The sequence below is a fragment of the Streptomyces purpurascens genome, assembly GCF_045040895.1.
Taxonomy (GTDB): domain Bacteria; phylum Actinomycetota; class Actinomycetes; order Streptomycetales; family Streptomycetaceae; genus Streptomyces; species Streptomyces purpurascens.
In genome coordinates, this window is sequence record NZ_CP108341.1 from 6,655,759 (window position 1) to 6,681,175 (window position 25,417).

Annotated in this window: 29 protein-coding genes and 1 riboswitch; of the genes, 27 read left to right on the forward strand and 2 right to left on the reverse strand. The window is 70.4% G+C overall.

Going from position 1 to position 25,417, the window contains the following annotated elements:
• Positions 1–253 precede the first annotated feature (253 nt).
• The 16 genes from rpsP to OHU35_RS30565 all read left to right on the forward strand — a co-directional run bounded on the left by rpsP (position 254) and on the right by OHU35_RS30565 (position 12,312).
• Positions 254–673, forward strand: a complete 420-nt coding sequence (rpsP, locus tag OHU35_RS30490; RefSeq protein ID WP_189727991.1) for a 30S ribosomal protein S16 — start codon at positions 254–256, stop codon at positions 671–673.
• A gap of 2 nt (positions 674–675) precedes the next feature.
• Complete coding sequence (locus tag OHU35_RS30495; RefSeq protein WP_115744409.1) at positions 676–915, forward strand: RNA-binding protein; 240 nt, start codon at positions 676–678, stop codon at positions 913–915.
• A gap of 81 nt (positions 916–996) precedes the next feature.
• Positions 997–1,539 carry a ribosome maturation factor RimM gene (gene rimM / locus OHU35_RS30500; protein ID WP_189727993.1) on the forward strand — a complete coding sequence of 181 codons (543 nt, stop codon included), beginning with the start codon at positions 997–999 and terminating at the stop codon, positions 1,537–1,539.
• On the forward strand, positions 1,539–2,372 hold the full coding sequence (gene trmD / locus OHU35_RS30505) for a tRNA (guanosine(37)-N1)-methyltransferase TrmD (protein WP_189727995.1): 834 nt from the start codon (positions 1,539–1,541) through the stop codon (positions 2,370–2,372). The genes rimM and trmD overlap by 1 nt, the downstream gene beginning before the upstream one ends.
• 135 nt (positions 2,373–2,507) lie before the next feature.
• On the forward strand, positions 2,508–2,858 hold the full coding sequence (rplS, locus tag OHU35_RS30510; RefSeq protein ID WP_030852073.1) for a 50S ribosomal protein L19: 351 nt from the start codon (positions 2,508–2,510) through the stop codon (positions 2,856–2,858).
• A gap of 45 nt (positions 2,859–2,903) precedes the next feature.
• Positions 2,904–3,632, forward strand: a complete 729-nt coding sequence (gene lepB / locus OHU35_RS30515; protein WP_189727997.1) for a signal peptidase I — start codon at positions 2,904–2,906, stop codon at positions 3,630–3,632.
• Positions 3,625–4,716 (forward strand): signal peptidase I, encoded by a 1,092-nt coding sequence (gene lepB / locus OHU35_RS30520; RefSeq protein WP_189727999.1) that lies wholly within the window; start codon positions 3,625–3,627, stop codon positions 4,714–4,716. Before lepB (OHU35_RS30515) ends, lepB (OHU35_RS30520) begins: the two co-directional genes overlap by 8 nt.
• Positions 4,604–5,566 carry a signal peptidase I gene (lepB, locus tag OHU35_RS30525; protein WP_189728002.1) on the forward strand — a complete coding sequence of 321 codons (963 nt, stop codon included), beginning with the start codon at positions 4,604–4,606 and terminating at the stop codon, positions 5,564–5,566. Before lepB (OHU35_RS30520) ends, lepB (OHU35_RS30525) begins: the two co-directional genes overlap by 113 nt.
• 51 nt (positions 5,567–5,617) lie before the next feature.
• The gene (gene lepB, locus OHU35_RS30530; protein ID WP_189728004.1) at positions 5,618–6,397 is read left to right on the forward strand and encodes a signal peptidase I; all 780 of its coding nucleotides are present in this window, start codon (positions 5,618–5,620) and stop codon (positions 6,395–6,397) included.
• On the forward strand, positions 6,387–6,911 hold the full coding sequence (locus OHU35_RS30535; protein WP_189728006.1) for an NUDIX hydrolase: 525 nt from the start codon (positions 6,387–6,389) through the stop codon (positions 6,909–6,911). The genes lepB (OHU35_RS30530) and OHU35_RS30535 overlap by 11 nt, the downstream gene beginning before the upstream one ends.
• A 56-nt stretch (positions 6,912–6,967) precedes the next feature.
• Positions 6,968–7,276 carry a DUF2469 domain-containing protein gene (locus tag OHU35_RS30540; protein ID WP_003993268.1) on the forward strand — a complete coding sequence of 103 codons (309 nt, stop codon included), beginning with the start codon at positions 6,968–6,970 and terminating at the stop codon, positions 7,274–7,276.
• A gap of 87 nt (positions 7,277–7,363) precedes the next feature.
• Positions 7,364–7,765, forward strand: coding sequence for a YraN family protein (locus OHU35_RS30545; protein ID WP_189728008.1), 402 nt, complete (start codon positions 7,364–7,366; stop codon positions 7,763–7,765).
• Entirely contained in the window at positions 7,765–9,390 is a 1,626-nt protein-coding gene (locus OHU35_RS30550) for a YifB family Mg chelatase-like AAA ATPase (RefSeq protein ID WP_189728010.1), read from the forward strand. Before OHU35_RS30545 ends, OHU35_RS30550 begins: the two co-directional genes overlap by 1 nt.
• Positions 9,387–10,547, forward strand: a complete 1,161-nt coding sequence (gene dprA, locus OHU35_RS30555; protein WP_189728014.1) for a DNA-processing protein DprA — start codon at positions 9,387–9,389, stop codon at positions 10,545–10,547. Before OHU35_RS30550 ends, dprA begins: the two co-directional genes overlap by 4 nt.
• A gap of 271 nt (positions 10,548–10,818) precedes the next feature.
• The gene (whiG, locus tag OHU35_RS30560; RefSeq protein ID WP_189728016.1) at positions 10,819–11,661 is read left to right on the forward strand and encodes an RNA polymerase sigma factor WhiG; all 843 of its coding nucleotides are present in this window, start codon (positions 10,819–10,821) and stop codon (positions 11,659–11,661) included.
• Between the two features lie 93 nt (positions 11,662–11,754).
• Complete coding sequence (locus OHU35_RS30565; protein WP_189728231.1) at positions 11,755–12,312, forward strand: TetR/AcrR family transcriptional regulator; 558 nt, start codon at positions 11,755–11,757, stop codon at positions 12,310–12,312.
• Between the two features lie 100 nt (positions 12,313–12,412).
• Here OHU35_RS30565 and OHU35_RS30570 read toward each other — a convergent pair whose 3' ends face one another.
• Positions 12,413–12,955 carry a M23 family metallopeptidase gene (locus OHU35_RS30570; RefSeq protein ID WP_189728233.1) on the reverse strand — a complete coding sequence of 181 codons (543 nt, stop codon included), beginning with the start codon at positions 12,953–12,955 and terminating at the stop codon, positions 12,413–12,415.
• Between the two features lie 297 nt (positions 12,956–13,252).
• Between OHU35_RS30570 and rpsB the strand changes: the two genes are divergently transcribed.
• The 11 genes from rpsB (at position 13,253) to OHU35_RS30625 (ending at position 24,559) form a co-directional block, all read left to right on the forward strand.
• Entirely contained in the window at positions 13,253–14,221 is a 969-nt protein-coding gene (gene rpsB, locus OHU35_RS30575) for a 30S ribosomal protein S2 (protein WP_405507563.1), read from the forward strand.
• A 177-nt stretch (positions 14,222–14,398) separates the two neighbouring features.
• Positions 14,399–15,235 carry a translation elongation factor Ts gene (tsf, locus tag OHU35_RS30580; protein WP_189728020.1) on the forward strand — a complete coding sequence of 279 codons (837 nt, stop codon included), beginning with the start codon at positions 14,399–14,401 and terminating at the stop codon, positions 15,233–15,235.
• Positions 15,236–15,419: 184 nt separating this feature from the next.
• Positions 15,420–16,178: a UMP kinase gene (gene pyrH / locus OHU35_RS30585; RefSeq protein WP_189728022.1), complete on the forward strand. Its 759-nt coding sequence runs from the start codon at positions 15,420–15,422 to the stop codon at positions 16,176–16,178.
• A 164-nt stretch (positions 16,179–16,342) separates the two neighbouring features.
• Positions 16,343–16,900 (forward strand): ribosome recycling factor, encoded by a 558-nt coding sequence (gene frr / locus OHU35_RS30590; protein WP_184598490.1) that lies wholly within the window; start codon positions 16,343–16,345, stop codon positions 16,898–16,900.
• A complete protein-coding gene (locus tag OHU35_RS30595) occupies positions 16,900–18,027 on the forward strand; it encodes a phosphatidate cytidylyltransferase (protein WP_189728024.1) in 1,128 nt (375 codons plus the stop codon). The genes frr and OHU35_RS30595 overlap by 1 nt, the downstream gene beginning before the upstream one ends.
• 116 nt (positions 18,028–18,143) lie before the next feature.
• Complete coding sequence (locus OHU35_RS30600) at positions 18,144–18,593, forward strand: SRPBCC family protein (protein ID WP_189728026.1); 450 nt, start codon at positions 18,144–18,146, stop codon at positions 18,591–18,593.
• 76 nt (positions 18,594–18,669) lie between these two features.
• Complete coding sequence (gene rlmN / locus OHU35_RS30605) at positions 18,670–19,776, forward strand: 23S rRNA (adenine(2503)-C(2))-methyltransferase RlmN (RefSeq protein WP_405507566.1); 1,107 nt, start codon at positions 18,670–18,672, stop codon at positions 19,774–19,776.
• 24 nt (positions 19,777–19,800) lie between these two features.
• A riboswitch (TPP riboswitch) is annotated at positions 19,801–19,907 on the forward strand.
• Positions 19,908–20,030: 123 nt separating this feature from the next.
• Positions 20,031–21,068: a thiamine ABC transporter substrate binding subunit gene (locus OHU35_RS30610; protein WP_189728235.1), complete on the forward strand. Its 1,038-nt coding sequence runs from the start codon at positions 20,031–20,033 to the stop codon at positions 21,066–21,068.
• Positions 21,044–22,717 carry an ABC transporter permease gene (locus OHU35_RS30615; protein WP_405507568.1) on the forward strand — a complete coding sequence of 558 codons (1,674 nt, stop codon included), beginning with the start codon at positions 21,044–21,046 and terminating at the stop codon, positions 22,715–22,717. The genes OHU35_RS30610 and OHU35_RS30615 overlap by 25 nt, the downstream gene beginning before the upstream one ends.
• On the forward strand, positions 22,717–23,736 hold the full coding sequence (locus tag OHU35_RS30620) for an ABC transporter ATP-binding protein (protein ID WP_405507569.1): 1,020 nt from the start codon (positions 22,717–22,719) through the stop codon (positions 23,734–23,736). The genes OHU35_RS30615 and OHU35_RS30620 overlap by 1 nt, the downstream gene beginning before the upstream one ends.
• Positions 23,737–23,761: 25 nt before the next feature.
• Positions 23,762–24,559, forward strand: coding sequence for a maleylpyruvate isomerase family mycothiol-dependent enzyme (locus OHU35_RS30625; RefSeq protein WP_189728034.1), 798 nt, complete (start codon positions 23,762–23,764; stop codon positions 24,557–24,559).
• Positions 24,560–24,618: 59 nt separating this feature from the next.
• On the opposite strand, the gene OHU35_RS30630 is transcribed toward OHU35_RS30625, so the two are convergent.
• Positions 24,619–25,308: an LAETG motif-containing sortase-dependent surface protein gene (locus OHU35_RS30630; protein ID WP_189728036.1), complete on the reverse strand. Its 690-nt coding sequence runs from the start codon at positions 25,306–25,308 to the stop codon at positions 24,619–24,621.
• Positions 25,309–25,417 lie beyond the last annotated feature (109 nt).

Sequence of the window (25,417 nt, forward strand, 5' to 3'; positions counted from 1 at the left end):
CGAGACGCGCTGCCGGGGTGTGCACCCGACGTACCTCACCTCCGCGCCGGGTGCCGGCCCGGCATGCCCGTGGAGCGGCGCACCCCCGGCAAAGCCGCCCGGCAGGGTGTGGCACAATGGCTAGCTGTACTCGACAGTCGCACAGGACCCCTCTCTCCTCCGGCTGACGCGTCCATCGGGCACTCGGGTACCGCAACCCCACGCGGCCGTCTCGCCGTGCCCAACCACGTCAAATCCAGGAGAATCCACTCCCGTGGCAGTCAAGATCAAGCTGAAGCGTCTGGGCAAGATCCGTTCGCCTCACTACCGCATCGTCGTCGCCGACTCCCGTACCCGCCGTGACGGCCGGGCCATCGAGGAGATCGGCAAGTACCACCCGACGTACAACCCGTCGGTGATCGAGGTCGACGCCGAGCGTGTGGCGTACTGGCTGGGTGTCGGCGCGCAGCCGACCGAGCCCGTGCTCGCCATCCTCAAGAAGACCGGCGACTGGCAGAAGTACAAGGGCGAGCCCGCCCCGGCTCCGCTGCTGCAGGCCGCCGAGAAGTCGGCCCGCCCGTCGTTCGAGGCCCTCGCTGGCGACGACGAGGGCAAGGGTGAGGCCATCACCCAGAAGAAGAAGGCTGAGAAGAAGGACGAGGCGGCCGCCGAGTCCGCGTCGACTGAGGCCTGAGCATGCTCGAGGAGGCTCTCGAGCACCTCGTGAAGGGCATCGTCGACAACCCTGACGATGTGCAGGTCGCCTCGCGCAACCTGCGCCGCGGGCAAGTGCTCGAGGTCCGGGTGCACCCGGACGACCTCGGAAAGGTGATCGGCCGCAACGGCCGCACCGCACGCGCCCTGCGTACCGTCGTGGGCGCCATCGGCGGTCGCGGCGTCCGCGTCGACCTCGTCGACGTGGACCACGTCCGCTGACGCTTATCGCAACCGGCTCGGGCCGGGGAGGGCCTGAGGGCCGTCCCCGGCCCGCAGTCGTATGACAGGAGAGTTGGACACGTGCAGCTGGTAGTCGCACGGATCGGCCGTGCCCATGGCATCAAGGGTGAGGTCACCGTCGAGGTCCGTACCGACGAGCCGGAGCTCAGGCTCGCGCCCGGCGCCGTACTCGCCACCGATCCCGCCACCACGGGACCGCTCACCATCGAGACGGGCCGCGTCCACAGCGGCCGTCTCCTCCTGCGCTTCGAGGGCGTCAGCGACCGCACCGGCGCCGAAGCCCTGCGCAACACCCTCCTGATCGCCGAGATCGACCCGGAGGAACTGCCCGAGGGCGAGGACGAGTACTACGACCACCAGCTCATCGACCTCGACGTGGTCACCGCGGACGGCACGGAGGTCGGCAGGATCACGGAGATCTCGCACCTGCCCTCCCAGGACCTGTTCATCGTGGAGCGCCCCGACGGCAGCGAGGTGCTGATCCCCTTCGTGGAGGAGATCGTCGCCGAGATCGACCTCGAGGAGCAGAAGGCCGTCATCACCCCGCCGCCGGGCCTGATCGACGACCACGCCGAGATCGCGTCCAGCCGGGACGAGTCGTAATGCGCCTCGACGTCGTCACGATCTTCCCCGAGTACCTGGAACCGCTGAACGTCTCCCTCGTCGGCAAGGCACGCGCGCGTGGACAGCTCGACGTCCATGTGCACGACCTGCGTTCCTGGACCTACGACCGCCACAACACCGTCGACGACACGCCCTACGGCGGCGGCCCCGGCATGGTCATGAAGACCGGGCCCTGGGGGGACGCGCTCGATTCCGCCCTGGCCGACGGCTACGAGACCGGCTCCCACGAGCCCGCACTCATCGTGCCCACGCCCAGCGGGCGCCCCTTCACCCAGGAACTCGCCGTCCAGCTCTCCGAGCGCCCCTGGCTGATCTTCACGCCGGCCCGCTACGAGGGCATCGACCGGCGGGTCGTCGACGAGTACGCGACACGGATGCCGGTGTACGAGGTGTCCATCGGCGACTACGTCCTGGCCGGCGGCGAGGCGGCCGTCCTCGTCGTCACGGAGGCCGTGGCGCGGCTGCTCCCGGGCGTCCTGGGCAACGCCGAGTCCCACCGGGACGACTCCTTCGCGCCCGGCGCCATGGCGAGCCTGCTGGAGGGGCCCGTCTACACCAAGCCGCCCGAGTGGCGCGGCCGGGACATCCCCGACGTGCTGCTCAGCGGCCACCACGGGAAGATCGCGCGCTGGCGCCGGGACGAGGCCCTGAAGCGTACGACCGCCCACCGGCCCGACCTCATCGAGCGGTGCGATCCCAAGGCCTTCGACAAGAAGGACCGCGAGATGCTGTCCATCCTGGGCTGGGCACCGGACCCCGCGGGGGAGCCGTACGGCCGATTTTGGCGCAGGACCGAGGGCATGGAACAATAGGTCGCTGTTGTGCGTCCGTCCGGCGTGCGCCCCTGCCACAGGGGGAGATGACGCCCGTTCCGACGCGTACAGCCCTGATCCGAAACACCTAGTTTCCGTTGATGACCTGTGGCATCAGCGAAGAAAGCAGACGAAATGTCTCACCTGCTCGACACCGTCGACTCCGCGTCGCTGCGCAGCGATGTCCCCGCCTTCCGCCCGGGTGACACCGTCAACGTCCACGTCCGCGTCATCGAGGGCAACCGCTCCCGTGTGCAGCAGTTCAAGGGCGTTGTGATCCGCCGCCAGGGCTCCGGCGTGCGCGAGACCTTCACGGTCCGCAAGGTCTCCTTCTCCGTCGGCGTCGAGCGCACCTTCCCGGTGCACACCCCGATCGTCGAGAAGATCGAGCTCGTCACCAAGGGTGACGTCCGCCGCGCCAAGCTGTACTACCTGCGCGAGCTGCGCGGCAAGGCCGCGAAGATCAAGGAGAAGCGCGAGAACTGAGCGCTCTCCGGGGTTCACGTCGGGGCCGGATAGCATCTGGCTCCGATGGACACCGAAGCACAGCCGACGGAGCGCGACCGCTCCTCCCGCCCTTCCGACTCCGAGGAGACCTCGGACCCAGGAGGGCCGGAGGAACGGTCGCGTTTCGCGTTGGTGTCGCGTGTCAGCGCGTGGGTCCCGGGCGGCCGGATCACTCTGACCCTGTTGACCTGCCTGCTCTTCCTGCTGCTGCTCAGCACGTTCGTGCTGCGGCCGTTCCAGATCCCCAGCGGATCCATGGAGCCGGGATTGAGGATCGGGGACCGGGTTCTCGTAAATAAGTTGGCGTACCGTTTCGATGCCCGGCCGCAGCGGGGAGACATCGTCGTGTTCGACGGGACGGGGTACTTCGGGCACGCGGACTACATCAAGCGCGTTGTCGGTGTGGGGGCGGACCGCGTGGTCTGCTGCGACAAGGAGGGGAGGATCCAGGTGAACGGCCGGCCGGTCGACGAGTCGGGCTTCCTGTACCCCGGGGACAGCCCCTCCACGGTTCCCTTCGACGTCGTGGTGCCCGACGGCACCCTGTTCGTCCTCGGCGACCACCGCGGCGACTCCAGCGACTCCCGCGACCACCTCGGCTCCCCGGGCGGCGGCATGATCCCGGTCGGCGACGTGATCGGCCGCGCCGACTGGATCGTCTGGCCCTTCGGCCACGCCACCCGGCTCCAGCGCCCCGACGCCTACGCGCGCGTGCCCGCTCCCGCCGCCGGACGGGCGGGCGCCCATGGGTAACCGCGGCAAGCCGCGCGGCGTCGCCACGAGCGCCGCGGAAAACCTGCTGCCCACCGGAGCCCGGCGCGCCGCCAGCCCGTCCGGTGGACGTACCCGCGCCGAGCGGCGCAAGCTCCAGCGCAAGGTCAAGCGGCGCCGCAGGCGCGGTGCCGTCAAGGAGATACCGCTCCTCGTCGGCGTCGCCGTCCTGATAGCCCTCGTGCTGAAGACCTTCCTCGTCCAGGCCTTCGTCATCCCGTCGGGCTCCATGGAACAGACGATCCAGATCGGCGACCGCGTCCTGGTCGACAAGCTCACCCCGTGGTTCGGGTCCGAGCCGCAGCGCGGGGACGTCGTCGTCTTCAAGGACCCCGGCGGCTGGCTCCAGGACGAGCAGACCACCACCCAGCAGGAAGACCCCGTGGTCATCAAGCAGGTCAAGGAAGGGCTCACCTTCATCGGCCTGCTGCCGTCCGAGAACGAGAAGGACCTCATCAAGCGGGTCGTCGGCGTCGGCGGCGACCAGGTCAAGTGCTGCGACGCCCAAGGCCGCGTGACCGTCAACGGCATCCCGCTGAACGAGGACTACCTGTACCCCGGCAACGCCCCGTCCGACACGCCGTTCGAGATCACGGTCCCCCAGGGACGGCTGTGGGTGATGGGCGACCACCGGAACAACTCCGCCGACTCCCGCGCCCACCAGGACACCGACTACGGAGGCACGGTCTCCGAGGACGAGGTCGTGGGCCGCGCCATGGTCATCGCCTGGCCCTTCGGCCACTGGAACATGCTGGAGGAGCCGACTACGTACGCCTCCGTGTCCGACTCGGCCACCGGGTCGACCGCTGCGGCCCGGCTGTCGCATAGGGTTGCCTCCGACGATTCGAACGGAACGATCCAGCTCCCGACCCCTGCGGAACTCCCGCTCGTTATGGGAGTGGTGGGCCTGCGCCGTGTATGGGGCAGGCGGCGGCACAGAGTGAGGAGTTGGCGTGGGGGATGTGGCGGTCGGCGCACGGTCCGGACACGACGGCGAGGAGCAACGCGGGCGCCCCGCGGAATCCGCCGTCCCGGCCGCGGACAGCGCCGTGACCTCCGGGAATGACTCCGGGGCAGCCGAGGACGACAGGGTGACAGGCAAGCACACCACAGCCGAGAACCAAGGGCCGGGCGGTACGAACCGGACGCCGAAGAAGGCGCGCTCCTTCTGGAAGGAGCTGCCCATTCTGATCGGCATCGCGCTGGTGCTGGCGCTGCTGATCAAGACCTTCCTGGTGCAGGCGTTCTCCATCCCCTCCGACTCGATGCAGAACACGCTCCAGCAGGGCGACCGCGTCCTGGTCGACAAGCTCACCCCCTGGTTCGGCTCCGAGCCCGAGCGCGGCGAGGTCGTCGTCTTCCACGACCCCGACAACTGGCTGGCGGGCGAGCCGACCACGGACCCGAACGCGCTGCAGACGTTCCTCAGCTGGATCGGCCTCATGCCGTCCGCGGAGGAGAAGGACCTCATCAAGCGGGTCGTCGGCGTCGGCGGCGACACGATCGAATGCAAGGGCACGGGCCCGCTGACGGTCAACGGCAAGGCGCTGGACGAGAGGTCGTACGTCTACCCGGGCAACACGCCGTGCAGCGTCGACGACCAGGGCGGCCAGTTCAAGGTGAAGGTCCCCGAGGGCTCCATCTGGGTCATGGGCGACCACCGGCAGAACTCCCGGGACTCCCGCTACAACCAGGCGGACCGGCACAAGGGCATGGTCCCGGTGAAGGAGGTCGTCGGACGGGCCGTCGTCATCGCCTGGCCGATCAACCGCTGGGACAACCTGCCGGTGCCGGACACCTTCGACCAGTCCGGCCTGAACGCGCAGTCGGCCGCGGCCGGCTGGACAGTGGCGCCGCAGGGCCTGGCACTCGCCGGTGTGGTGCCCGTGGTGCTGTGGTGGCGCCGGAAGCGATGATTCCGACGGCGGGCTGACCCCCGCTGGTACCCCCGGGTAGGGTGCGGACCCATGGGTGGCGAGAGCATGACGCACACGGCCCCGCGCAGCGGTGGCACAGGTACGGGCCCGGTGGGCAGCCGGACCGGACAGCGGTTGTCCGGGCTGGCCGTCGCGCTGGGCCTCGTGCTTTTCCTCGGAGGGTTCGCCTGGGGAGCGGTGGTCTACCGGCCCTACACCGTGCCCACCAGTTCGATGACACCGACGATCGACGCGGGCGACCGGATCCTCGCGCAGCGCGTCGACGGCGATGATGTGCGCCGCGGCGATGTCGTCGTCTTCAAGGACACGACCTGGGCCAACGCGCCGATGGTCAAACGCGTGGTCGCCATCGGCGGCGACACGGTCTCCTGCTGCCAGGACGGCAAGCTCAAGGTCAACGGCAAGGAGATCGACGAGCCCTACCTGCCCAAGGGCACGCCGGCCGAGATCAGCAACTTCCCGACCGTGACCGTCCCCAAGGGGCGGCTGTTCCTGCTCGGCGACGAGCGCGGCAGCTCCGTGGACTCCACCGCCCACCTGACCGACGCCGCCAGTGGCACGGTGGCGCGCTCCGCCGTCGACGCCCGCGTCGACTCCGTCGTGTACCCGATGAAGGGCATGCTGGAGCGCCCGACCGGCTTCGAGGCGCTCGGCAGCCTCTCCTCGCCCGGACCGCTGCGGACGATCACCGCTGCGGTGATCGCCGGCGCCGTGCTCGTCCTGGGCGGGGGCGCCTACGGCCCGATCGCCAAGCGCGCGGGCGCGGCCCGTGCCCGGCGGTCGAGCGCGGAGCCCGCGGGTGTCCGCTGAGGCCGTGGGGGAGGGCCAGGACTCCTCCGAGGGCGGGCTGCGCAAGGTCGCCCGGGTCGTGCTGCTCGACCCGCAGGACCGCATCCTGCTGCTGCACGGGCACGAGCCGGACGATCCGGCCGACGACTGGTGGTTCACCCCCGGCGGCGGAGTGGAGGGCGACGAGACCCGTGAACAGGCCGCCCTGCGGGAACTCATGGAGGAGACGGGCATCACCGAGGTCGAGCTCGGCCCGGTGCTGTGGCGGCGGAAGTGCTCGTTCCCGTTCGCGGGCCGCCGCTGGGACCAGGACGAGTGGTACTACCTGGCTCGTACGGACCGTACGGAGATCGCCGCCGCCGGGCTGACCGAGCTGGAGCGGCGCAGTGTCGCCGGAGCGCGCTGGTGGACGTGTCGGGAACTGACCCGGGCACATGAGACGGTGTATCCGACCAGACTCGCCGGGCTGCTGCGTACGCTGCTCGACGAAGGTCCCCCGGCCAGGCCCGTGATCCTTGACCCGGAAATCGTCTAGGGGCTCACAGGACTGGCGCACAATGGTGGGATCGCACGGCTGAAGGGGAACATGCCATGAGCGCCGAGGACCTCGAGAAGTACGAGACCGAGATGGAGCTGAAGCTCTACCGGGAGTACCGCGATGTCGTCGGTCTGTTCAAATACGTGATCGAGACCGAGCGGCGCTTCTACCTGACCAACGACTACGAGATGCAGGTGCACTCGGTCCAGGGTGAGGTGTTCTTCGAGGTGTCCATGGCGGATGCCTGGGTGTGGGACATGTACCGGCCGGCGCGGTTCGTGAAGCAGGTTCGGGTGCTCACGTTCAAGGACGTGAACATCGAGGAGCTGAACAAGAGCGATCTCGAGCTGCCGAGCGGGTGACGTTCAGTGACGTTCACCCAGGTGGGTGAGGGGTTTATCCACAGCCGCTGAGCTGTCCACCAAGATCCACTTCGTGGCGGCGGGTGCGTGATCGTTGGCGCCGGAGGTGGTGCCGACATGAACGCACATCGGGCGCGCAGCGCCATGGGCAAGTACGGCGAGAGCCTGGCCGCGCGGCGGCTGGCCGAGGCCGGTCTGACGGTTGTGGAGCGCAACTGGCGCTCCGGCCGGACGGGTGAGATCGACATCGTGGCCACGGACGGTGACGTCCTGGTCGTCTGCGAGGTGAAGACCCGCAGGGAGGGTCCCTTCGAGCATCCGATGGCGGCCGTGACCCCGAAGAAGGCGGAGCGGCTGCGGGATCTCGCCGAGCGGTGGATCCAGACCCACGGGGGCGCACCGCCCGGCGGGGTCCGCATCGACGTGGTCGGCGTACTGCTGCCGAACCGCGGCGCGGCCGTGGTCGAGCATGTGCGGGGGGTGGCCTGATGGGATTCGCCCGTACGTGTTCGGTGGCGCTGGTGGGCGTCGAGGGTGTGGTCGTCGAGGTCCAGGCCGATCTCGAACCGGGTGTCGCGGCGTTCACGCTGGTGGGACTGCCCGACAAGAGCCTGACGGAGAGCCGGGACCGGGTGCGCGCCGCGGTCGTCAACTCGGGCGCGGCCTGGCCGCAGAAGAAACTCACGGTGGGCCTGAGCCCGGCCTCCGTCCCGAAGTCAGGCAGCGGCTTCGACCTGGCCGTCGCCGCGGCGGTCCTCGGCGCGGCGGAGCGCATCGACCCCCGGGTCCTCGCCGACGTCGTGATGATCGGGGAACTGGGGCTGGACGGGAGGGTGCGGCCGGTCCGCGGGGTGCTGCCGGCGGTGCTGGCGGCGGCGGACGCGGGGTATGAACAGGTGGTGGTGCCGGAATGCGCCGCCGCCGAGGCGTCCCTGGTGCCCGGGGTGTCGGTGCTGGGCGTCAGGAGCCTGCGGCAGCTGATCGCCATCCTGGCCGACGAACCCGTGCCCGACGAGGAACCGGACGAACAGGGCCGCCCGGACCCGCTCCTCGCAGGCCTGCGCGTGCCCGGTACGGGCGCGGCCACGGGCATGCACAGCGTCGGAGCGGCCCAGCACGACCACGGTCACGACCTCGCGGACGTCGTCGGGCAGACCTCGGCGCGCACGGCGGTGGAGGTGGCCGCGGCGGGCGGGCACCACCTCTTCCTCGAAGGGCCTCCCGGCGCCGGCAAGACGATGCTCGCGGAGCGGCTGCCGGCCATCCTGCCCTTGCTCGGCCGGCAGGAGTCGCTGGAGGTCACCGCGGTCCACTCGGTGGCGGGCCTGCTGCCCCCGGGCAAGCCGTTGATCGACGTCGCCCCCTACTGCGCCCCGCACCACTCGGCCACGATGCAGGCCCTCGTCGGCGGCGGCCCGGGCATCGCGCGGCCCGGCGCGGTGTCGCTGTCCCACCGGGGAGTGCTCTTTCTGGACGAGACTCCCGAGTTCAGCAGCCGGGCCCTGGACGCCTTGCGTCAGCCGCTGGAGGCGGGGCATGTCGTGATCGCGCGCAGTGCGGGAGTCGTGCGCTTCCCGGCGAAGTTCCTCATGGTGCTCGCGGCGAACCCCTGCCCGTGCGGCCGGTTCTCGCAGCGGGACGACCTGTGCGAATGCCCGCCCTCGGCGATCCGCCGCTACCAGGCGAGGCTCTCCGGCCCGCTGCTCGACCGGGTCGACCTGCGCGTCGAGGTGGACCGCGTCACCCGCACCGAGCTGACCGCCATCGGCGCGCGGGGCGAGTCCACGGCGACGGTCGCCGACCGCGTCCGGGCGGCCCGGGAACGGGCTTCGGAGCGCCTCGCCGGCACTCCCTGGCACACCAACAGCGAGGTACCCGGCCGCGAGCTGCGCAGCCGCTGGTACGCCGTGCCCGGTGCGATGGACGAGGCCGAGCGGGACCTGGAGCGGGGTGTCCTGACCGCCCGCGGACTGGACCGCGTCCTGCGGGTGGCCTGGACCGTCGCCGACCTCGTCGGTCACGACCGGCCCGACGCCACGGACGTCGCCCTCGCGCTCCAGCTGCGCACCGGTGTGCCGCGGGGGGTCCCGATGGCCCTCGGAGCGCTGACATGAGCGTCGTCGGCGAACCGGACGACGAACTGCTCGCCCGGGTGTTTCTCACCCGGGTCCTCGAGCCCGGGGACGAGGTCGGTGGGCGGTGGGTGCGGGAGTTCGGGGTCCGGGAAGTGGCGCGGCGGCTGGCGGAGGGCGGGCCGCCCCTGCCCGGGGTCGGCGGCAAGCGGTGGACGGGGCTGCTGGCCAGGGCCGAGACGGCACGGCCCCATGAGGACCTCGCCGTCGCGCGGGACGCCGGGGTGCGGTTCGTGTGCCCCGGGCGCCCGGAGTGGCCCGGGCAGCTCGACGACCTCGGGGATGCCCGGCCCCTCGGGCTCTGGGTGCGAGGGCGGGCCGGTCTGCGGATGTGGGCGCTGAAGTCCGTGGCCGTCGTCGGCGCCCGGGCCTGCACCGAGTACGGGGCGCACATGGCGGCCACCCTCGCCGCCGGCCTCGCCGAGCAGGGCTGGGTCGTGGTGTCCGGCGGCGCCTACGGAGTCGACGGCGCCGCCCACCGCGGAGCTCTCGGCGCGGGCGGCGCCACCGTCGCCGTCCTCGCCTGCGGCGTCGACCGCCCCTACCCGCGCGGACACACCCAGCTGATCGGCAGAATCGCCGAACAGGGGCTGGTCATCGGTGAGTTGCCACCCGGCGATCATCCGACACCGAGCCGGTTCATCCTGCGGAACCGGGTGATCGCGGCGCTCACCCGCGGCACCGTGGTCGTCGAGGCCGCCCACCGCAGCGGCTCCCTGGTCACGGCGCGGGCGGCACAGCGCCTCGGCCGTCACACGATGGGAGTACCGGGCCCGGCCACCAGCGGACTCTCCGCCGGAGTGCACGAACTGCTGCGCGGCGAGGCGGCCCTGGTCACCGATGCTGCGGACGTCGTCGAGCTGGTCGGCGACATCGGAGAACTGGCTCCCGACCGGCGCGGCCCCGTCCTGCCCCGGGATCTGCTGGAACCCGCCACCCGGCAGGTGCTCGCCGCCCTGCCCGGTGGCCGGCCCGCCCGGCCGGACGAGATCGCGCGCCGCGCACAGACCGCACAGGAGGACGCGATCGCGAGACTGTACGAACTCCGGGCACTCGGTTACGTCGAACGACACGGCGATGCCTGGAAGTTGACACGCCAGGCGGTGATGTCGGTCCGCAGTGGTCCCGGACCATGCTGACCGCGCGTGTTCGGCCGTCCGGGGGAACCTCGACATCCCTTGGAAATGCGCCCAGTTGAGGGCCTCCGGTGATCACACTGAGCGACCGTGGTGATCCGCCGGGACCCCTCCGGAACGTATCCGCGTCCTCCTTGGCCTCCGTCCTTCGCACACCGCGACACCGCAGTCACGCTACGCTCACGAGGATTCCGGCACGGACAGGCAACTCGACATCAGACAGACAGCTCACCCCAGCAGCACCACTGCGCAGCAGAACGGCACAAGGCGACGAATGCCCCAGCACACCTCCGGGTCCGACCGGGCGGCGATCCCCCCAGCCGCCCGTGACGGTGGCAGCGTACGGCCGCCCGCTCCCTCGACGCTCGACGAGCTGTGGCGGTCGTACAAGGCGACGGGGGACGAGCGGCTGCGGGAGCAGCTGATCCTGCACTACTCGCCGCTCGTGAAGTACGTCGCGGGACGGGTCAGCGTGGGCCTGCCGTCCAACGTGGAGCAGGCGGACTTCGTCTCCTCCGGGGTGTTCGGGCTGATCGACGCGATCGAGAAGTTCGACGTCGACCGGGAGATCAAGTTCGAGACGTACGCGATCACCCGGATCCGGGGCGCGATGATCGACGAGCTGCGGGCACTCGACTGGATCCCCCGCTCGGTGCGGCAGAAGGCGCGCAACGTGGAGCGGGCGTACGCCACGCTGGAGGCGCGGCTGCGGCGGACGCCGACGGAGGGCGAGGTGGCCGGCGAGCTGGGCATCGCGGTGGAGGAACTCCACGCGGTGTTCAGCCAGTTGTCGCTGGCCAACGTGGTGGCCCTGGAGGAACTGCTGCACGGCGGGGGTGAGGGCGGCGACGGGCTGAGCGTGATGGACACGCTGGAGGACACCGCCGCCGACAACCCCGTGGAGGTCGCCGAGGACCGGGAGCTGCGGAGGTTCCTGGCACGGGCGATCAACACGCTGCCCGAGCGGGAGAAGACCGTGGTCACGCTGTACTACTACGAGGGGCTCACCCTGGCCGAGATCGGGAACGTGCTGGGCGTGACCGAGAGCCGGGTCAGCCAGATCCACACGAAGTCCGTGCTGCAGCTCAGAGCGAAACTGGCGAGCTTCGGCCGCTGACCTGGTCGGATGCCGATGAGTCGGCGTGAGCCACTCCCGTCAGGCGTGACGCGTCCGTAGAGTGTTGACGTGCCAAGGATTCGAGCGGCCTCCGTGGCCGAGCACCGGTCGATGCAGCGAGCCGCCCTGCTGGACGCGGCTCGTTCCTTGTTGTCCGAGGGCGGTACGGAGGCGCTGACCTTCCCGGCCCTCGCCGAGCGGACGGGACTCGCGCGATCGTCCGTCTACGAGTACTTCCGGTCACGGGCGGCCGTGGTCGAGGAGCTGTGCGAGGTCGACTTCCCGGTCTGGGCGGCCGAAGTGTCGGTGGCGATGGAGCGGGCCCAGACGGCCGAGGCCAAGGTCGAGGCGTATGTGCGCCAGCAGTTGGAGCTGGTCGGGGACCGGCGGCATCGGGCCGTGGTCGCGATCTCCGCGAGTGAGCTCGACGCGGGGGCCCGGGAGAAGATCCGGGCGGCGCACGGTGGGCTGGTCGCGATGATCGTGGAGGCGCTGGCCGAGATGGGGCACGCGCAGCCTCGGCTGGCGGCGATGCTGTTGCAGGGAGTTGTGGACGCGGCCGTTCGGAGGATCGAGCTGGGGGCCGCGGAGGAGCCGGACACCATCGCGGAGGCGGCGGTGTCCATGGCCCTGCGGGGTGTAAGAGGCTGAGCCGCGTCTGTGCCGGGGCGGGTGGGTGCGCAGCCCGGCGTGGCGGGGTGCCGCCGCGCCCACCCGTGCCGCCCCTGGCGGCACGATTGCCCGCAGCGAGTCAGTACACCGGCAGCAGCCTCGACGGGCCCCTGTGGAGTAGCCATGGGGGCAGGAGCGACAGCGGGTTCAGGTAGGTCTCGCCTCTGCGCAGGCCCCAGTGCACGCACGTAGCCGTGCAGTGCGAGCCCGTCGCGTCCACCGTGCCGATCACCTCGCCGGGTTCCACCTCCTCGCCCTCCTGCACCGTCGCCGTCACCGGTTCGAGTGTCGTGCGCAAGGGTGGTTCGCCGGTCCCCGTGAGTTTCACCGAGACGACCCCCTTGCCGGCCACCCGGCCCGCGAAGGACACCCGGCCCCCGGCCACCGCCCGTACCGGCGTTCCCGGCGCTGCCGCCAGGTCCACGCCCCGGTGGCCCGGGCCGTACGCCGTCGCCGGGGGTTCCCAGCCGCGGAGGACCTGAGGGCGTAACCCGACGGGCCACGCGCGTCCCACCGCCGGGACGGGGGCGTCCGGGCCGGGCGGCGCCGCGAACAGCCGCGGCGGCGGGGACAGCAGGACGGCCGCCGTCAGAACCAGCAGCAGGATCAGCCGCGTACACATACGCACACATCGCTTCGCTCGCATGCGCAGAGCGTCCCGTACCACCGTCGGTCACCGTGCGTGGCTGTGGACCGCTGTTCGGTTGTGGACAACGGCGTCACCCGGTACCCCGCGGGTCCCGTACACTTCTGGTGGCGACCCGGGTCACCGGGTCGACTTCGCACGCCCCGATACGCACCCCGGCAACGGGCTGTATCAGCGCCCCTCGGTCCCTCGTGGAACGGCGCGCAGTGGGCGTCAGGCGCGGAAGCCGTCCGGCATCCGCGGCACAACCGAGAAATTCAAGGAGATACGGCCATGGCCGTCGTCACGATGCGGGAGCTGCTGGAGAGCGGCGTCCACTTCGGTCACCAGACCCGTCGTTGGAACCCGAAGATGAAGCGCTTCATCTTCACGGAGCGCAACGGCATCTACATCATCGACCTGCTCCAGTCGCTGTCGTACATCGACCGCGCCTTCGAGTTCGTCAAGGAGACCGTCGCCCACGGCGGCACGGTCATGTTCGTCGGCACGAAGAAGCAGGCGCAGGAGGCCATCGCCGAGCAGGCCACCCGCGTCGGCATGCCCTTCGTCAACCAGCGCTGGCTGGGCGGCATGCTCACCAACTTCTCGACCGTCTACAAGCGTCTGCAGCGCCTCAAGGAGCTCGAGCAGATCGACTTCGAGGACGTCGCCGCGTCCGGTCTGACCAAGAAGGAGCTTCTCGTGCTCTCGCGCGAGAAGGCCAAGCTGGAGAAGACCCTCGGTGGTATCCGCGAGATGCAGAAGGTGCCCAGCGCCGTCTGGATCGTGGACACCAAGAAGGAGCACATCGCCGTTGGTGAGGCCCGGAAGCTGAACATTCCGGTCGTCGCGATCCTCGACACCAACTGCGACCCCGACGAGGTCGACTACAAGATCCCGGGCAACGACGACGCGATCCGCTCCGTCACCCTGCTCACCCGCGTCATTGCCGACGCCGTCGCCGAGGGCCTCATCGCCCGTTCCGGCGTCGCCACCGGCGACAAGGGTGACAAAGCCGCGGGCGAGCCGCTGGCCGCGTGGGAGCGCGACCTGCTCGAGGGCGAGAAGAAGGCCGACGAGGCCGCCCCCGCCGCTGAGGCCGCTCCGGCCGCCGAGGCTGAGGCTGCTCCGGCCGCCGAGGCTGAGGCTGCTCCGGCCGCTGAGGCTGAGGCCGCTCCGGCCGCCGAGGCCGCCCCCGCCGCCGAGGCCGAGGCCGAGAAGCCGGCCGAGGGCGAGAAGGCCGCCGAGGCCGAGCAGGCCTGACCCGTCAGTCCGAGGTGACGGCGGGAGCGGTACTCCATCCCACAGCGCCTTCGGCGCGGTGAAGTCCGCTCCCGCCGTTCACCCGTAGGTCAGCGGAAAGACAGCGCCCTCCGGCTCCATGGGGGGCGCATCCGCAGATCTTCGATCTTCCAGACTTCGAGAAAGATTCACAGACTCATGGCGAACTACACCGCCGCCGACGTCAAGAAGCTCCGTGAGCTCACGGGCGCCGGCATGATGGACTGCAAGAAGGCGCTGGACGAGGCCGAGGGCAACGTCGAGAAGGCCGTCGAGGCGCTCCGCATCAAGGGCCAGAAGGGCGTCGCCAAGCGCGAGGGCCGTTCCGCCGAGAACGGTGCCGTGGTCTCGATCATCGCCGACGACAACTCCTCCGGTGTCATCGTCGAGCTGAAGTGCGAGACGGACTTCGTCGCCAAGGGTGACAAGTTCCAGGCCGTGGCCACCACCATCGCCGAGCACGTCGCCAAGACCTCCCCGGCCGACATCGAGGCCCTGCTCGCCTCCGAGATCGAGGCCGGCAAGACCGTCCAGGCGTTCGTCGACGAGGCCAACGCCAACCTGGGCGAGAAGATCGTCCTGGACCGCTTCGCGCAGTTCGGCGACGGCTACGTGACGGCGTACATGCACCGCACGATGCCCGACCTGCCCCCGCAGATCGGTGTCCTCGTCGAGCTGGACAAGCCGAACGCCGAGATCGCCAAGGGCGTCGCCCAGCACATCGCCGCCTTCGCGCCGAAGTACCTCTCCAAGGAGGACGTGCCGGCCGAGGTCGTCGAGTCCGAGCGCCGCGTCGCCGAGGAGACCACCCGCGCCGAGGGCAAGCCCGAGGCCGCCCTGCCGAAGATCGTCGAGGGTCGCCTCAACGGCTTCTTCAAGGACGCCACGCTGCTCGGCCAGCCCTACGCGCTGGACAACAAGAAGTCCGTCCAGAAGGTCCTGGACGAGGCCGGTGTCACCCTGAAGCGCTTCTCGCGCATCAAGGTCGGCATCTGAGTCCGTACCGCGATCGACGCCCGACCCCGATAAGGTCGGCAGCAGTCGTCCGTGTACGCCGTCACATGGGTGGCGGACGACAGCAGATCTGACAAGGAGGCCATTGCCGTATGGGATGCGAAACACGCCCCACCGGCAATGGCCTTCTTGGTATGTGCAACACGTGAAAGAGGCGGAATCCCCCATGACCACCAAGCCCCAGAAGAGCGACGACGGCAAAGTGCGCGGCCGGTTTCTGCTGAAGCTGTCCGGAGAGGCCTTCTCCGGTGGCGGGGGCCTGGGCGTCGACCCCGACGTGGTGCACAAGATCGCCCGCGAGATCGCTGCCGTCGTGCGCGACGGCGCGCAGGTCGCGGTCGTCATCGGCGGCGGCAACTTCTTCCGCGGCGCCGAACTCCAGCAGCGTGGCATGGACCGGGCCCGCTCCGACTACATGGGCATGCTCGGCACCGTCATGAACTGCCTCGCCCTCCAGGACTTCCTGGAGAAGGTGGGCGTGGAGACCCGCGTGCAGACCGCCATCACCATGGGCCAGGTCGCCGAGCCGTACATCCCGCTGCGCGCCGTACGGCACCTGGAGAAGGGCCGTGTGGTGATCTTCGGCGCCGGTATGGGCATGCCGTACTTCTCCACCGACACCACCGCCGCACAGCGCGCCCTGGAGATCGACGCCGAGGCGCTGCTGATGGGCAAGAACGGCGTGGACGGGGTCTACGACTCCGACCCGAAGACCAACCCGGACGCGGTGAAGTTCGATCACCTCGGCTACGGCGAGGTCATCACCCGCGACCTGAAGGTCGCCGACGCCACGGCCGTCACGCTGTGCCGCGACAACAAGCTCCCGATCGTGGTCTTCGAGCTCCTGGCGGAGGGCAACATCGGGCGCGCCGTCAAGGGTGAGAAGATCGGCACGCTCGTGGGGGACGCGGCCAGCCGGGACTGAGGACCCGCACCACCCCGTCCGGGGGACGGACGGGACGGAGCCGGGCCGGGGGATGGACAATGTCCTGCCGGTCGGGAACCGTGCAGGAAGAAGACGCGACGCAGCCGGCCGCCGCCCCACATGGAACCGCAGCCGGGCCTACTCAAGACACGCAGGAGCAAGTGGTGATCGAAGAGACCCTCCTCGAGGCCGAGGAGAAGATGGAGAAGGCCGTCGTGGTCGCCAAGGAGGACTTCGCCGCGATCCGCACCGGCCGTGCGCACCCGGCGATGTTCAACAAGATCGTGGCCGACTACTACGGCGCGCCGACGCCGATCAACCAGCTGGCTTCGTTCTCCGTGCCGGAGCCGCGCATGGCGGTAGTGACCCCGTTCGACAAGACGGCCCTGCGCAACATCGAGCAGGCGATCCGCGACTCCGACCTGGGCGTCAACCCGAGCAACGACGGCAACATCATCCGAGTGGTGTTCCCCGAGCTGACCGAGGAGCGCCGCCGCGAGTACATCAAGGTCGCCAAGAGCAAGGGCGAGGACGCGAAGATCTCCATTCGCTCCGTGCGCCGCAAGGCCAAGGAGGCCATCGACAAGCTGATCAAGGACGGCGAGGTCGGCGAGGACGAGGGCCGCCGTGCGGAGAAGGAGCTCGACGACACCACCGCGAAGTACGTCGCGCAGGTGGACGAGCTCCTGAAGCACAAGGAAGCGGAGCTGCTCGAGGTCTGATGAACGACTCTTCCTGGGGGGCGCCGCCACAGGCCGGGTACTGGGGGCCCACCGACCAAGGGCATGGCCAGGGGCACATCCAGAGCCCTGGCCATGGGCACGTCCAGGGGGCCGCCCCGGCGGGTCCCGCATACGATGCGTATGAAGCGCCTCAGACTCGCCCCATGCCCATCGTGCCTGACGTAGCCGGCCACGGCGACAACCAGGATGACGACCGGAGGGCTGCTCGGCTGAGCGGCCCCCCGGTCCGAAACGAGACGAATCCGGAACCCATGCCCGACGCCTCGCAGCCGGCACCCAAGCCGCCGAAGAAGAGCGCGGGCCGCGACCTGAGTGCCGCGATAGGGGTCGGGGTCGGGCTCGGTGCGGTGATCGTCGCGTCGCTGTTCGTCGTCAAGGCGGTGTTCGTCGGCGTCGTCGCGGTCGCCGTCGTGGTCGGCCTGTGGGAGCTGACCAAGCGGCTGGACGAACGCAAGGGCATCCGGGCGCCGCTCGTTCCGCTCGCGCTCGGTGGTGCCGCGATGGTCGTCGCCGGGTACGTCCGGGGCGCCGAGGGCGCCTGGGTCGCCATGGCGCTCACCACCCTGGCCGTGCTCGTCTGGCGCATGACGGAACCGCCCGAGGGCTACCTCAGGGACGTCACAGCGGGCGTGTTCGCGGCGTTCTACGTGCCGTTCCTGGCGACCTTCGTCTCGATGATGCTGACGGCGGACGACGGCCCGCAGCGGGTGCTCACCTTCCTGCTGCTCACGGTCGTCAGCGACACCGGGGCCTACGCCGTCGGCTGGCGCTTCGGCCGGAACAAGCTCGCCCCGCGCATCAGCCCCGGCAAGACCCGCGAGGGCCTGCTCGGCGCGGTCGCCTTCGCCATGGTCGCGGGCGCGCTGTGCATGGAGTTCCTCATCGACGACGGTGCCTGGTGGCAGGGCCTGGTGCTCGGCCTCGCGGTCGCGGTCAGCGCCACGCTCGGCGACCTCGGCGAGTCCATGATCAAGCGGGACCTCGGCATCAAGGACATGGGCACGCTGCTGCCCGGCCATGGCGGCATCATGGACCGGCTGGATTCGCTGCTGCCGACGGCTCCGGTGGTGTGGCTGTTGTTCGTGCTCTTCGTGGGGTCCGGCTGAGCGGACCTCTTCCAGCGAGCTCCCGTCCTTGTGGGCGGGAGCTCGCTGTCGTTCCGGGGAGGCATCGAAGGGCGCCTGGTGGGACGATTCAGGTGTACGTCGCAAAGGGGGTCATCATGTCCATCATTCGACAGAGCATCGATGTCGACCGGCGTCCCGAGGACGTCTACGACTACGTCATGGACACCCCGCGGATGCCGGAGTGGCAGCTGAGCGCCGTGTCCGCGGAACGCCTCGACGAGGGGCCCTTCGGCATCGGCTCCCGGTTCCGGGTCACCCGGCACGTCGGCCGCCGCGTGATGCCGATGACCATGGAGGTCGTCGAGTACGACCCGCCCCACACCTGGGGCATGCGCGGTGTCGACGGCCCCGTCCGGGCACGGGTGCACGGCGAGGTCGAGCCGTTCGACGAGGGACAGCGCTCCCACGTGACGATCGAGATCGACTTCGAGGGCCACGGCCTCGGCAAGGTCCTGGTACCGCTCGTCATGCGCCCCCAGGTCCGCAAGGAACTCCCGCGCAACGAGCAGCTCCTCAAGGACCGGCTGGAGCACGTGGGCGAGTAGGGCGTTTCCCCTACGGTGTCGCGGTGGGCAGGCGGGGCACGGGCCACTGTCGGCGATCTGCGACACTGGTTGAGCCATGCCTAAGCCCGGAGAACTCACTTTCGTCGCCCCCCGCGGAGCCAAGAAGCCGCCGCGGCATCTCGCCGATCTCACTCCTGCCGAGCGCAAGGAGGCCGTCGCGGCTGTCGGGGAGAAGCCGTTTCGTGCCAAGCAGCTCTCGCAGCACTACTTCGCGCGGTACGCGCACGAGCCGGAGCAGTGGACCGACATTCCGGCCGGTGCCCGGGGGAAGCTGCAGGAGGCGTTGCTGCCCGAGCTGATGAGCGTCGTGCGGCATCTGTCGACCGACCAGGGCACCACGCGCAAGACGCTGTGGCGGCTGTTCGACGGGACGCTCGTCGAGTCCGTGCTGATGCGTTATCCGGACCGGGTGACCATGTGCATCAGCTCGCAGGCGGGGTGCGGGATGAACTGCCCGTTCTGCGCGACCGGGCAGGCGGGTCTGGACCGGAACCTGTCCACCGCCGAGATCGTGCACCAGATCGTGGACGGCATGCGGGCCCTCAGGGACGGTGAGGTCCCCGGCGGTCCGGCGCGGCTCAGCAACATCGTGTTCATGGGCATGGGCGAGCCGCTCGCGAACTACAACCGGGTCATCGGGTCCATCCGGCGGCTCACCGACCCCGAGCCCGACGGCGTGGGGCTCTCGCAGCGCGGGATCACCGTCTCGACGGTCGGTCTCGTCCCGGCGATCCACCGCTTCGCCGACGAGGGCTTCAAGTGCCGTCTCGCCATCTCGCTGCACGCGCCCGACGACGAGCTGCGCGACACCCTCGTCCCCGTGAACACGCGGTGGAAGGTCCGGGAGGTGCTGGACGCCGGGTTCGAGTACAGCGCCAAGTCCGGGCGGCGGCTGTCCATCGAGTACGCGCTGATCCGGGACATCAACGACCAGGCCTGGCGGGGTGACCGGCTCGGGCGGCTGCTCAAGGGCAAGCCCGTGCATGTCAATCTCATTCCGCTGAACCCGACGCCCGGGTCGAAGTGGACGGCCTCACGGCCCGAGGACGAGAAGGCGTTCGTCGAGGCCATCGCCGCCCATGGTGTGCCGGTGACGGTCCGGGACACCCGTGGACAGGAGATCGACGGGGCGTGTGGTCAGCTCGCGGCCACCGAACGGTAGTCTGACCGTCGTACATACACCTTCATATTCCGACAGGGGAGCGCCACAGCGCTGAGAGTGCGGCACACGGCCGCAGACCCTCCGAACCTGGCCCAGGTCATTCTGGGTAGGGAGATCGGTCATCACTCGAGCTGTTGCGCCCTGCCCGGGAACCCTGAGTTCCCGGGCGGGGCCGCGTCTTCTCCTGGTCATCCAGGAGGAATCCAGTGAGCAACAACATCAAGCGGCTGACGGCCGTGGTCATCGGGCTCGGGATGGCCGGCACGCTCGCCGCGTGCGGGTCGTCCGGTGGAGACCAGGGCTCCGGCGACTCCAAGACCGTGACCCTCGTCAGCCATGACTCGTGGGCCGCGTCCAAGGACGTCATCGCCGCCTTCGAGAAGCAGTCCGGCTACAAGGTCGACGTCCTGGAGGACGGCGACGCCGGGCAGGCCGTGAACAAGGCCATCCTGACCAAGGACAACCCGCAGGGCGACGTCTTCTTCGGCGTCGACAACACGCTGCTCTCGCGGGCGCTCGACAACGGCCTGTTCCAGCCGTACGAGGCGAAGGGCTCGGACCGGATCAAGGCCGAGTACCGCGCCGACCAGGGCAAGCACCGGGTCACGCCCGTCGACACCGGCGACATCTGCGTCAACTACGACAAGAAGTACTTCGCCGACCACAAGCTCGAGCCGCCGAAGAGCTTCGACGACCTGGTCAAGCCGCAGTACAAGAACCTCCTGGTCACCGAGAACGCCTCAGCGTCCTCGCCCGGTCTCGGCTTCCTGCTCGGCACCGCGGCGAAGTACGGCGACGACGGCTGGCAGGGCTACTGGAAGAAGCTCAAGGCCAACGGCGTGAAGGTCGTCGACGGCTGGGAGCAGGCCTACAACGAGGAGTTCTCCGGCTCGGCCGGCGGCAAGAAGGCCAAGGGCGACCGGCCGCTCGTCGTGTCGTACGCCTCCTCGCCGCCCGTCGAGGTCGTCTACGCCGACCCCAAGCCCGGCGCGGCACCGACCGGGGTCGCGCAGGGCACCTGCTTCCGGCAGGTCGAGTACGCGGGGCTGCTGAGCAACGCCGAGAACACCAAGGGCGGCAAGGCGTTCCTCGACTTCCTGATCAGCGAGCGGTTCCAGGAGGACATGCCGCTCAACATGTTCGTGTACCCGGTGCGCGAGGGCGCCCAGGTGCCGCCGGAGTTCGTGAAGTTCGGGCCCCAGGCGAAGGATCCCGAGACCATGGACCCGGCGAAGATCGCCGACCACCGTGACCAGTGGGTCAAGTCGTGGACCTCACTCGTACTGAAGTAGCCGTCCGCAGGGACCGTCGCGGGAGCGCGGCGCGGTTCGGGCTCATCGCCCTGCCCGTCGCGTTCTTCGCCGCGTTCTTCGCCTACCCCGTCGCCGCGATCGTCGCGCGCGGCCTGAAGGTCGACGGGGCCTGGCGGTTCGGGCGGATCGGGGAGGTGCTGGCGCAGTCCGACGTCCGGCACGTCCTGTGGTTCACCACCTGGCAGGCGTTCGTCTCCACCGCGCTCACCCTGCTGATCGCGCTCCCCGGCGCGTATGTCTTCGCGCGCTTCGAATTCCGGGGCAAGCAGGTCCTGCGGGCGGTCGTGACCGTCCCGTTCGTGCTGCCGACGGTCGTCGTCGGTACGGCGTTCCTGGCGCTGGTCGGGCGGGGCGGGCTGCTCGACGAGCTGTGGGGCGTACGGCTGGACACCACCGTGTGGTCGATCCTGCTCGCGCACGTCTTCTTCAACTACGCGGTCGTCGTACGGACCGTCGGCGGGCTCTGGGCGCAGCTGGACCCGCGGCAGGAGGAGGCCGCGCGGATGCTCGGGGCGTCGCCCTGGAAGGCCTGGCGGCAGGTCACGCTGCCGGCGCTCGGGCCCGCGGTGGCCGCCGCCGCGCTCATGGTCTTCCTGTTCACCTTCACCTCCTTCGGTGTCGTCCAGATCCTCGGCGGGCCCACCTTCTCGACCCTGGAGGTGGAGATCTACCGGCAGACGTCGGAGATCTTCGACCTGTCCACGGCGGCCGTGCTGACGCTGATCCAGTTCGTCGCCGTGGGCGCGATCCTCGCCCTGCACGCCTGGACCGTACGGCGGCGGGAGACCGCGCTGCGGCTGGTGGACGCGTCGCTGACGGCGCGCCGGCCGCGCGGCGCCGGGCAGTGGGCGCTGCTGGGCGGGGTGCTTGGCACGGTCGTCGTGCTGCTTCTGCTGCCGCTCGCCGTGCTGGTCCAGCGGTCCCTGGACGCTCCCGGCTTCGGCTACTACCGCGCGCTGACCAGGGCCGACGGCGGGATCTTCCTGGTGGCGCCGATCGAGGCGATCGGCAACTCGCTGGAGTACGCCGTCGCCGCCACCGTGATCGCCGTGGTGATCGGTGGCCTCGCCGCTGTCGCGCTCACCCGCCGGGACGCCGGGCGGTTCGTGCGCGGCTTCGACGCGCTGCTGATGCTGCCGCTCGGGGTGTCGGCCGTGACCGTCGGCTTCGGGTTCCTGATCGCCCTCGACGAGCCGCCGCTGGACCTGAGGTCCTCGTGGATCCTGGTGCCGCTCGCGCAGGCGCTGGTCGGGGTGCCGTTCGTCGTCCGGACCATGCTGCCCGTGCTGCGGGCGGTGGACGCGCGGCTGCGGGAGGCGGCCTCGGTGCTCGGAGCCTCGCCCTGGCGGGTGTGGCGGGAGGTGGACCTGCCGATGGTGCGACGGGCGCTGCTGATCGCGGCCGGGTTCGCCTTCGCGGTGTCGCTCGGGGAGTTCGGGGCGACGGTGTTCATCGCGCGGCCCGACAACCCGACGCTGCCGGTGGCCGTGGCGCGGCTGCTGGGACGGCCAGGGGACCTCAACTACGGCCAGGCGATGGCCCTTTCGACGATTCTGATGGTGGTGTGCGCCGTGGCCCTGCTGGTGCTGGAGAGGCTCAGGACCGCCGACCGGACAGGGGAGTTCTGATGCTGCTGGCGCTGGAGGGCGCGACCGTCCGTTTCGGCGGGCGGGCCGTGCTGGACGCCGTCGATCTGGAGGTCGCCGAGCACGAGATCGTGTGTGTGCTCGGGCCCAGCGGCAGCGGCAAGTCGACCCTGCTGCGGGCCGTGGCCGGGCTGCAGCCGCTCGACTCCGGGCGGGTGTCGCTCGACGGGCGCGACCAGGCCGGCGTGCCCGCGCACCGGCGCGGGGTCGGGCTGATGTTCCAGGACCACCAGCTGTTCCCGCAGCGGGACGTGGGCGGCAATGTCGCCTTCGGCCTGCGGATGCACGGGGTGTCGAAGCGGCAACAGGCCGAGCACGTACAGGAGTTGCTGGACCTCGTCGGGCTGCCGGGCGCGGCCCGCCGGGCCGTCGCCGCGCTGTCCGGCGGGGAGCAGCAGCGGGTGGCGCTGGCCCGGGCCCTGGCGCCGAGCCCCAGGCTGCTGATGCTGGACGAGCCGCTGGGCCAGCTCGACCGGTCGCTGCGGGAGCGGCTGGTCGTGGAACTGCGCCAGCTGTTCGGCCGGTTGGGCACGACCGTGCTCGCCGTGACGCACGACCAGGGGGAGGCCTTCGCGCTGGCCGACCGGGTCGTGGTGATGCGGGACGGGCGGATCGCCCAGTCGGGTACGCCGCTTCAGGTCTGGCAGCGGCCGGCCGACGCGTTCGTGGCCCGCTTCCTCGGCTTCGAGAACGTCATCGAGGCGACGGTGGGCGCGGAGGCCGCGGACACGCCGTGGGGCAAGGTGCCGGTGCCGGAGGGCGCCCCGCAGGGCACGCGGACCCTCCTGGTGCGGCCCGCCGGCGTACGCCTGGTGCCCGCCGGTGAGGGCCTGCGCTGCACGGTGACCGCACGCACCTTCAAGGGCACCCATGTCGCCGTCCACCTCCAGCCGGAGGACGCCCCGCGCCTGGAGGCGGCGTGCGCGCTGCGGGAGGCGCCGGAGGTCGGGGACGAGACCGGAGTGGAGTTCGACGCGGCCGAAATCGTCGTGCTCGACTGATCGTGCTCCGCCTAGGGTGCGGGGCATGACACTCCTGGCGCACGACCGCTACTGCGACGAAATCGCCCACCAGGTCGGCCTGTTGAGGTCGGTGGTGACCTCCGGGGCCGACCTGTCCGCCACTGTGCCGACCTGCCCGGACTGGTCGCTGGAGGAACTGGTCCGGCACACGGGCGGCGCCCTGCGCTGGGTGGAGCTCATGGTGCGGACCCGGGCCCAGGAGGAGGTGCCCGAGGAGGAGGTGCCGGGTGCCCAAGGGCCCGAGGTCCGGGGCGACGCCGCCGCGCTGGACGCGTGGCTTGCCCAGGCGGGCGATGAGGTCGTCGCCGCGCTGCGGGAGGCCGGGCCGGACGCGAAGGTGTGGGGCTGGGCGGGGATCCTCAGCGCCGGGTTCTGGGCCCGCCGGGTGACGCACGAGATCACCGTGCACCGCGCGGACGCCACGCTCGCCGCCGGGCTTCCCTACGAGGTCGCGCCCGATGTCGCCGCCGACGCGATCGACGAGTGGCTGCAGATCGTCGAGTACGTGCAGCGGACGGTGCCGCACGACGCGGCGAGGGAACTGCGCGGCCCGGGCCGCAGTATTCACCTGCACGCCACCGACACCGGGCCCGAGGTGAACGCCGAGTGGCTGGTCGTGCTCACCGAGGACGGTGTCACCTGGCGCCGGGGCCATCAGAAGGCCACGGTCGCCCTGCGCGGGCCGCTCACCTCCGTGCTGCTGGCGTTCTACCGGCGGCTGCCGCTGGACGCGCCGGAACTGGAGGTTCTGGGGGAGCGGGAGTTGCTGGAGTTCTGGCTGGAGCGGGCGACGTTCGGGTGAGACGGACGTGGCCCGCCCCCTGGGTCACGGGACGGGCCACATCAAGGTGTGCGCAGGCGTCAGCTCTCGCTGTTCGCCCCACGACGGCGCATGCCGAAGAACACCGCGCCACCACCGACGACGACCAGGGCCGCCGCGATGCCGGCGATGATGCCGGTGTTGGAGTTGGCGCCGGTCTCGGCGAGGTTGGAGTCACCGGCCGGGCCGGGCGCGTTGCCCGCCGGCGTGGTGCTCTGGCTCTCGGACGGCGTCGGAGCCGGGGTGTCGGTCTCCTCGGCCGGCTTCGAGGGGGAGGCCGACGGGGTCGGCGTGGCCGGGGGAGTCGAAGCCGGGGGCTCCTCCTCCTTCTTGCAGGCCGTGGCCGGGGTGACGAGGTTCGGCTTGATGTCCTCGTCGACGTACGGAGCGGCCTTCACGTGGATGCGGTACTCCGCGTTCGGCTTCCAGTCCTCGGCGAAGGTGATGGTGGTGCCTTCGCGTGAGCCCTTGACCTCCTGCTCGCCGACCTTCTTCGCGTCGGCGCCGTTGTTCTGCAGGTACACGGTGACGGTCGCCTTGACGCCGGCGGGGTCCACGTCGGTGACGGAGATGACGCCCTTGTCGCCGTCACACTTCGCCTCGGCGGAGAACTCGTTGATGTTGCAGGCGAGCGCGTTGCCGGCGGTACCGAGCGCGAGCGCGGCCGAGGCGGAGGCGACACCGAGGATGCGCACGGCACGTGCGCGGCGGGATACGGACAGAACTGCCACGTTTGTCCTTTACAGGATGCGTTTAAGCGGGGGGCTGAGGCAGTGGTGACGGAACATCAGCACTACCAGGAGACTCACAGGTTTATAAGCGCCGCATAAGTAGTGTCAA

Excerpts from the sequence above, each read along its gene's own strand:
- OHU35_RS30495 (WP_115744409.1), top strand. The coding sequence starts at position 676 with ATGCTCGAGGAGGCTCTCGAGCACCTCGTGAAGGGCATCGTCGACAAC.
- trmD (WP_189727995.1), top strand. The coding sequence starts at position 1,539 with ATGCGCCTCGACGTCGTCACGATCTTCCCCGAGTACCTGGAACCGCTG.
- rplS (WP_030852073.1), top strand. The coding sequence starts at position 2,508 with ATGTCTCACCTGCTCGACACCGTCGACTCCGCGTCGCTGCGCAGCGAT.
- lepB (WP_189727997.1), top strand. The coding sequence starts at position 2,904 with ATGGACACCGAAGCACAGCCGACGGAGCGCGACCGCTCCTCCCGCCCT.
- lepB (WP_189727999.1), top strand. The coding sequence starts at position 3,625 with ATGGGTAACCGCGGCAAGCCGCGCGGCGTCGCCACGAGCGCCGCGGAA.
- lepB (WP_189728004.1), top strand. The coding sequence starts at position 5,618 with ATGGGTGGCGAGAGCATGACGCACACGGCCCCGCGCAGCGGTGGCACA.
- OHU35_RS30540 (WP_003993268.1), top strand. The coding sequence starts at position 6,968 with ATGAGCGCCGAGGACCTCGAGAAGTACGAGACCGAGATGGAGCTGAAG.
- OHU35_RS30550 (WP_189728010.1), top strand. The coding sequence starts at position 7,765 with ATGGGATTCGCCCGTACGTGTTCGGTGGCGCTGGTGGGCGTCGAGGGT.
- dprA (WP_189728014.1), top strand. The coding sequence starts at position 9,387 with ATGAGCGTCGTCGGCGAACCGGACGACGAACTGCTCGCCCGGGTGTTT.
- whiG (WP_189728016.1), top strand. The coding sequence starts at position 10,819 with ATGCCCCAGCACACCTCCGGGTCCGACCGGGCGGCGATCCCCCCAGCC.
- OHU35_RS30570 (WP_189728233.1), bottom strand. The coding sequence starts at position 12,955 with ATGTGTACGCGGCTGATCCTGCTGCTGGTTCTGACGGCGGCCGTCCTG.
- rpsB (WP_405507563.1), top strand. The coding sequence starts at position 13,253 with ATGGCCGTCGTCACGATGCGGGAGCTGCTGGAGAGCGGCGTCCACTTC.
- tsf (WP_189728020.1), top strand. The coding sequence starts at position 14,399 with ATGGCGAACTACACCGCCGCCGACGTCAAGAAGCTCCGTGAGCTCACG.
- pyrH (WP_189728022.1), top strand. The coding sequence starts at position 15,420 with ATGACCACCAAGCCCCAGAAGAGCGACGACGGCAAAGTGCGCGGCCGG.
- OHU35_RS30595 (WP_189728024.1), top strand. The coding sequence starts at position 16,900 with ATGAACGACTCTTCCTGGGGGGCGCCGCCACAGGCCGGGTACTGGGGG.
- OHU35_RS30600 (WP_189728026.1), top strand. The coding sequence starts at position 18,144 with ATGTCCATCATTCGACAGAGCATCGATGTCGACCGGCGTCCCGAGGAC.
- rlmN (WP_405507566.1), top strand. The coding sequence starts at position 18,670 with ATGCCTAAGCCCGGAGAACTCACTTTCGTCGCCCCCCGCGGAGCCAAG.
- OHU35_RS30610 (WP_189728235.1), top strand. The coding sequence starts at position 20,031 with ATGGCCGGCACGCTCGCCGCGTGCGGGTCGTCCGGTGGAGACCAGGGC.
- OHU35_RS30620 (WP_405507569.1), top strand. The coding sequence starts at position 22,717 with ATGCTGCTGGCGCTGGAGGGCGCGACCGTCCGTTTCGGCGGGCGGGCC.
- OHU35_RS30625 (WP_189728034.1), top strand. The coding sequence starts at position 23,762 with ATGACACTCCTGGCGCACGACCGCTACTGCGACGAAATCGCCCACCAG.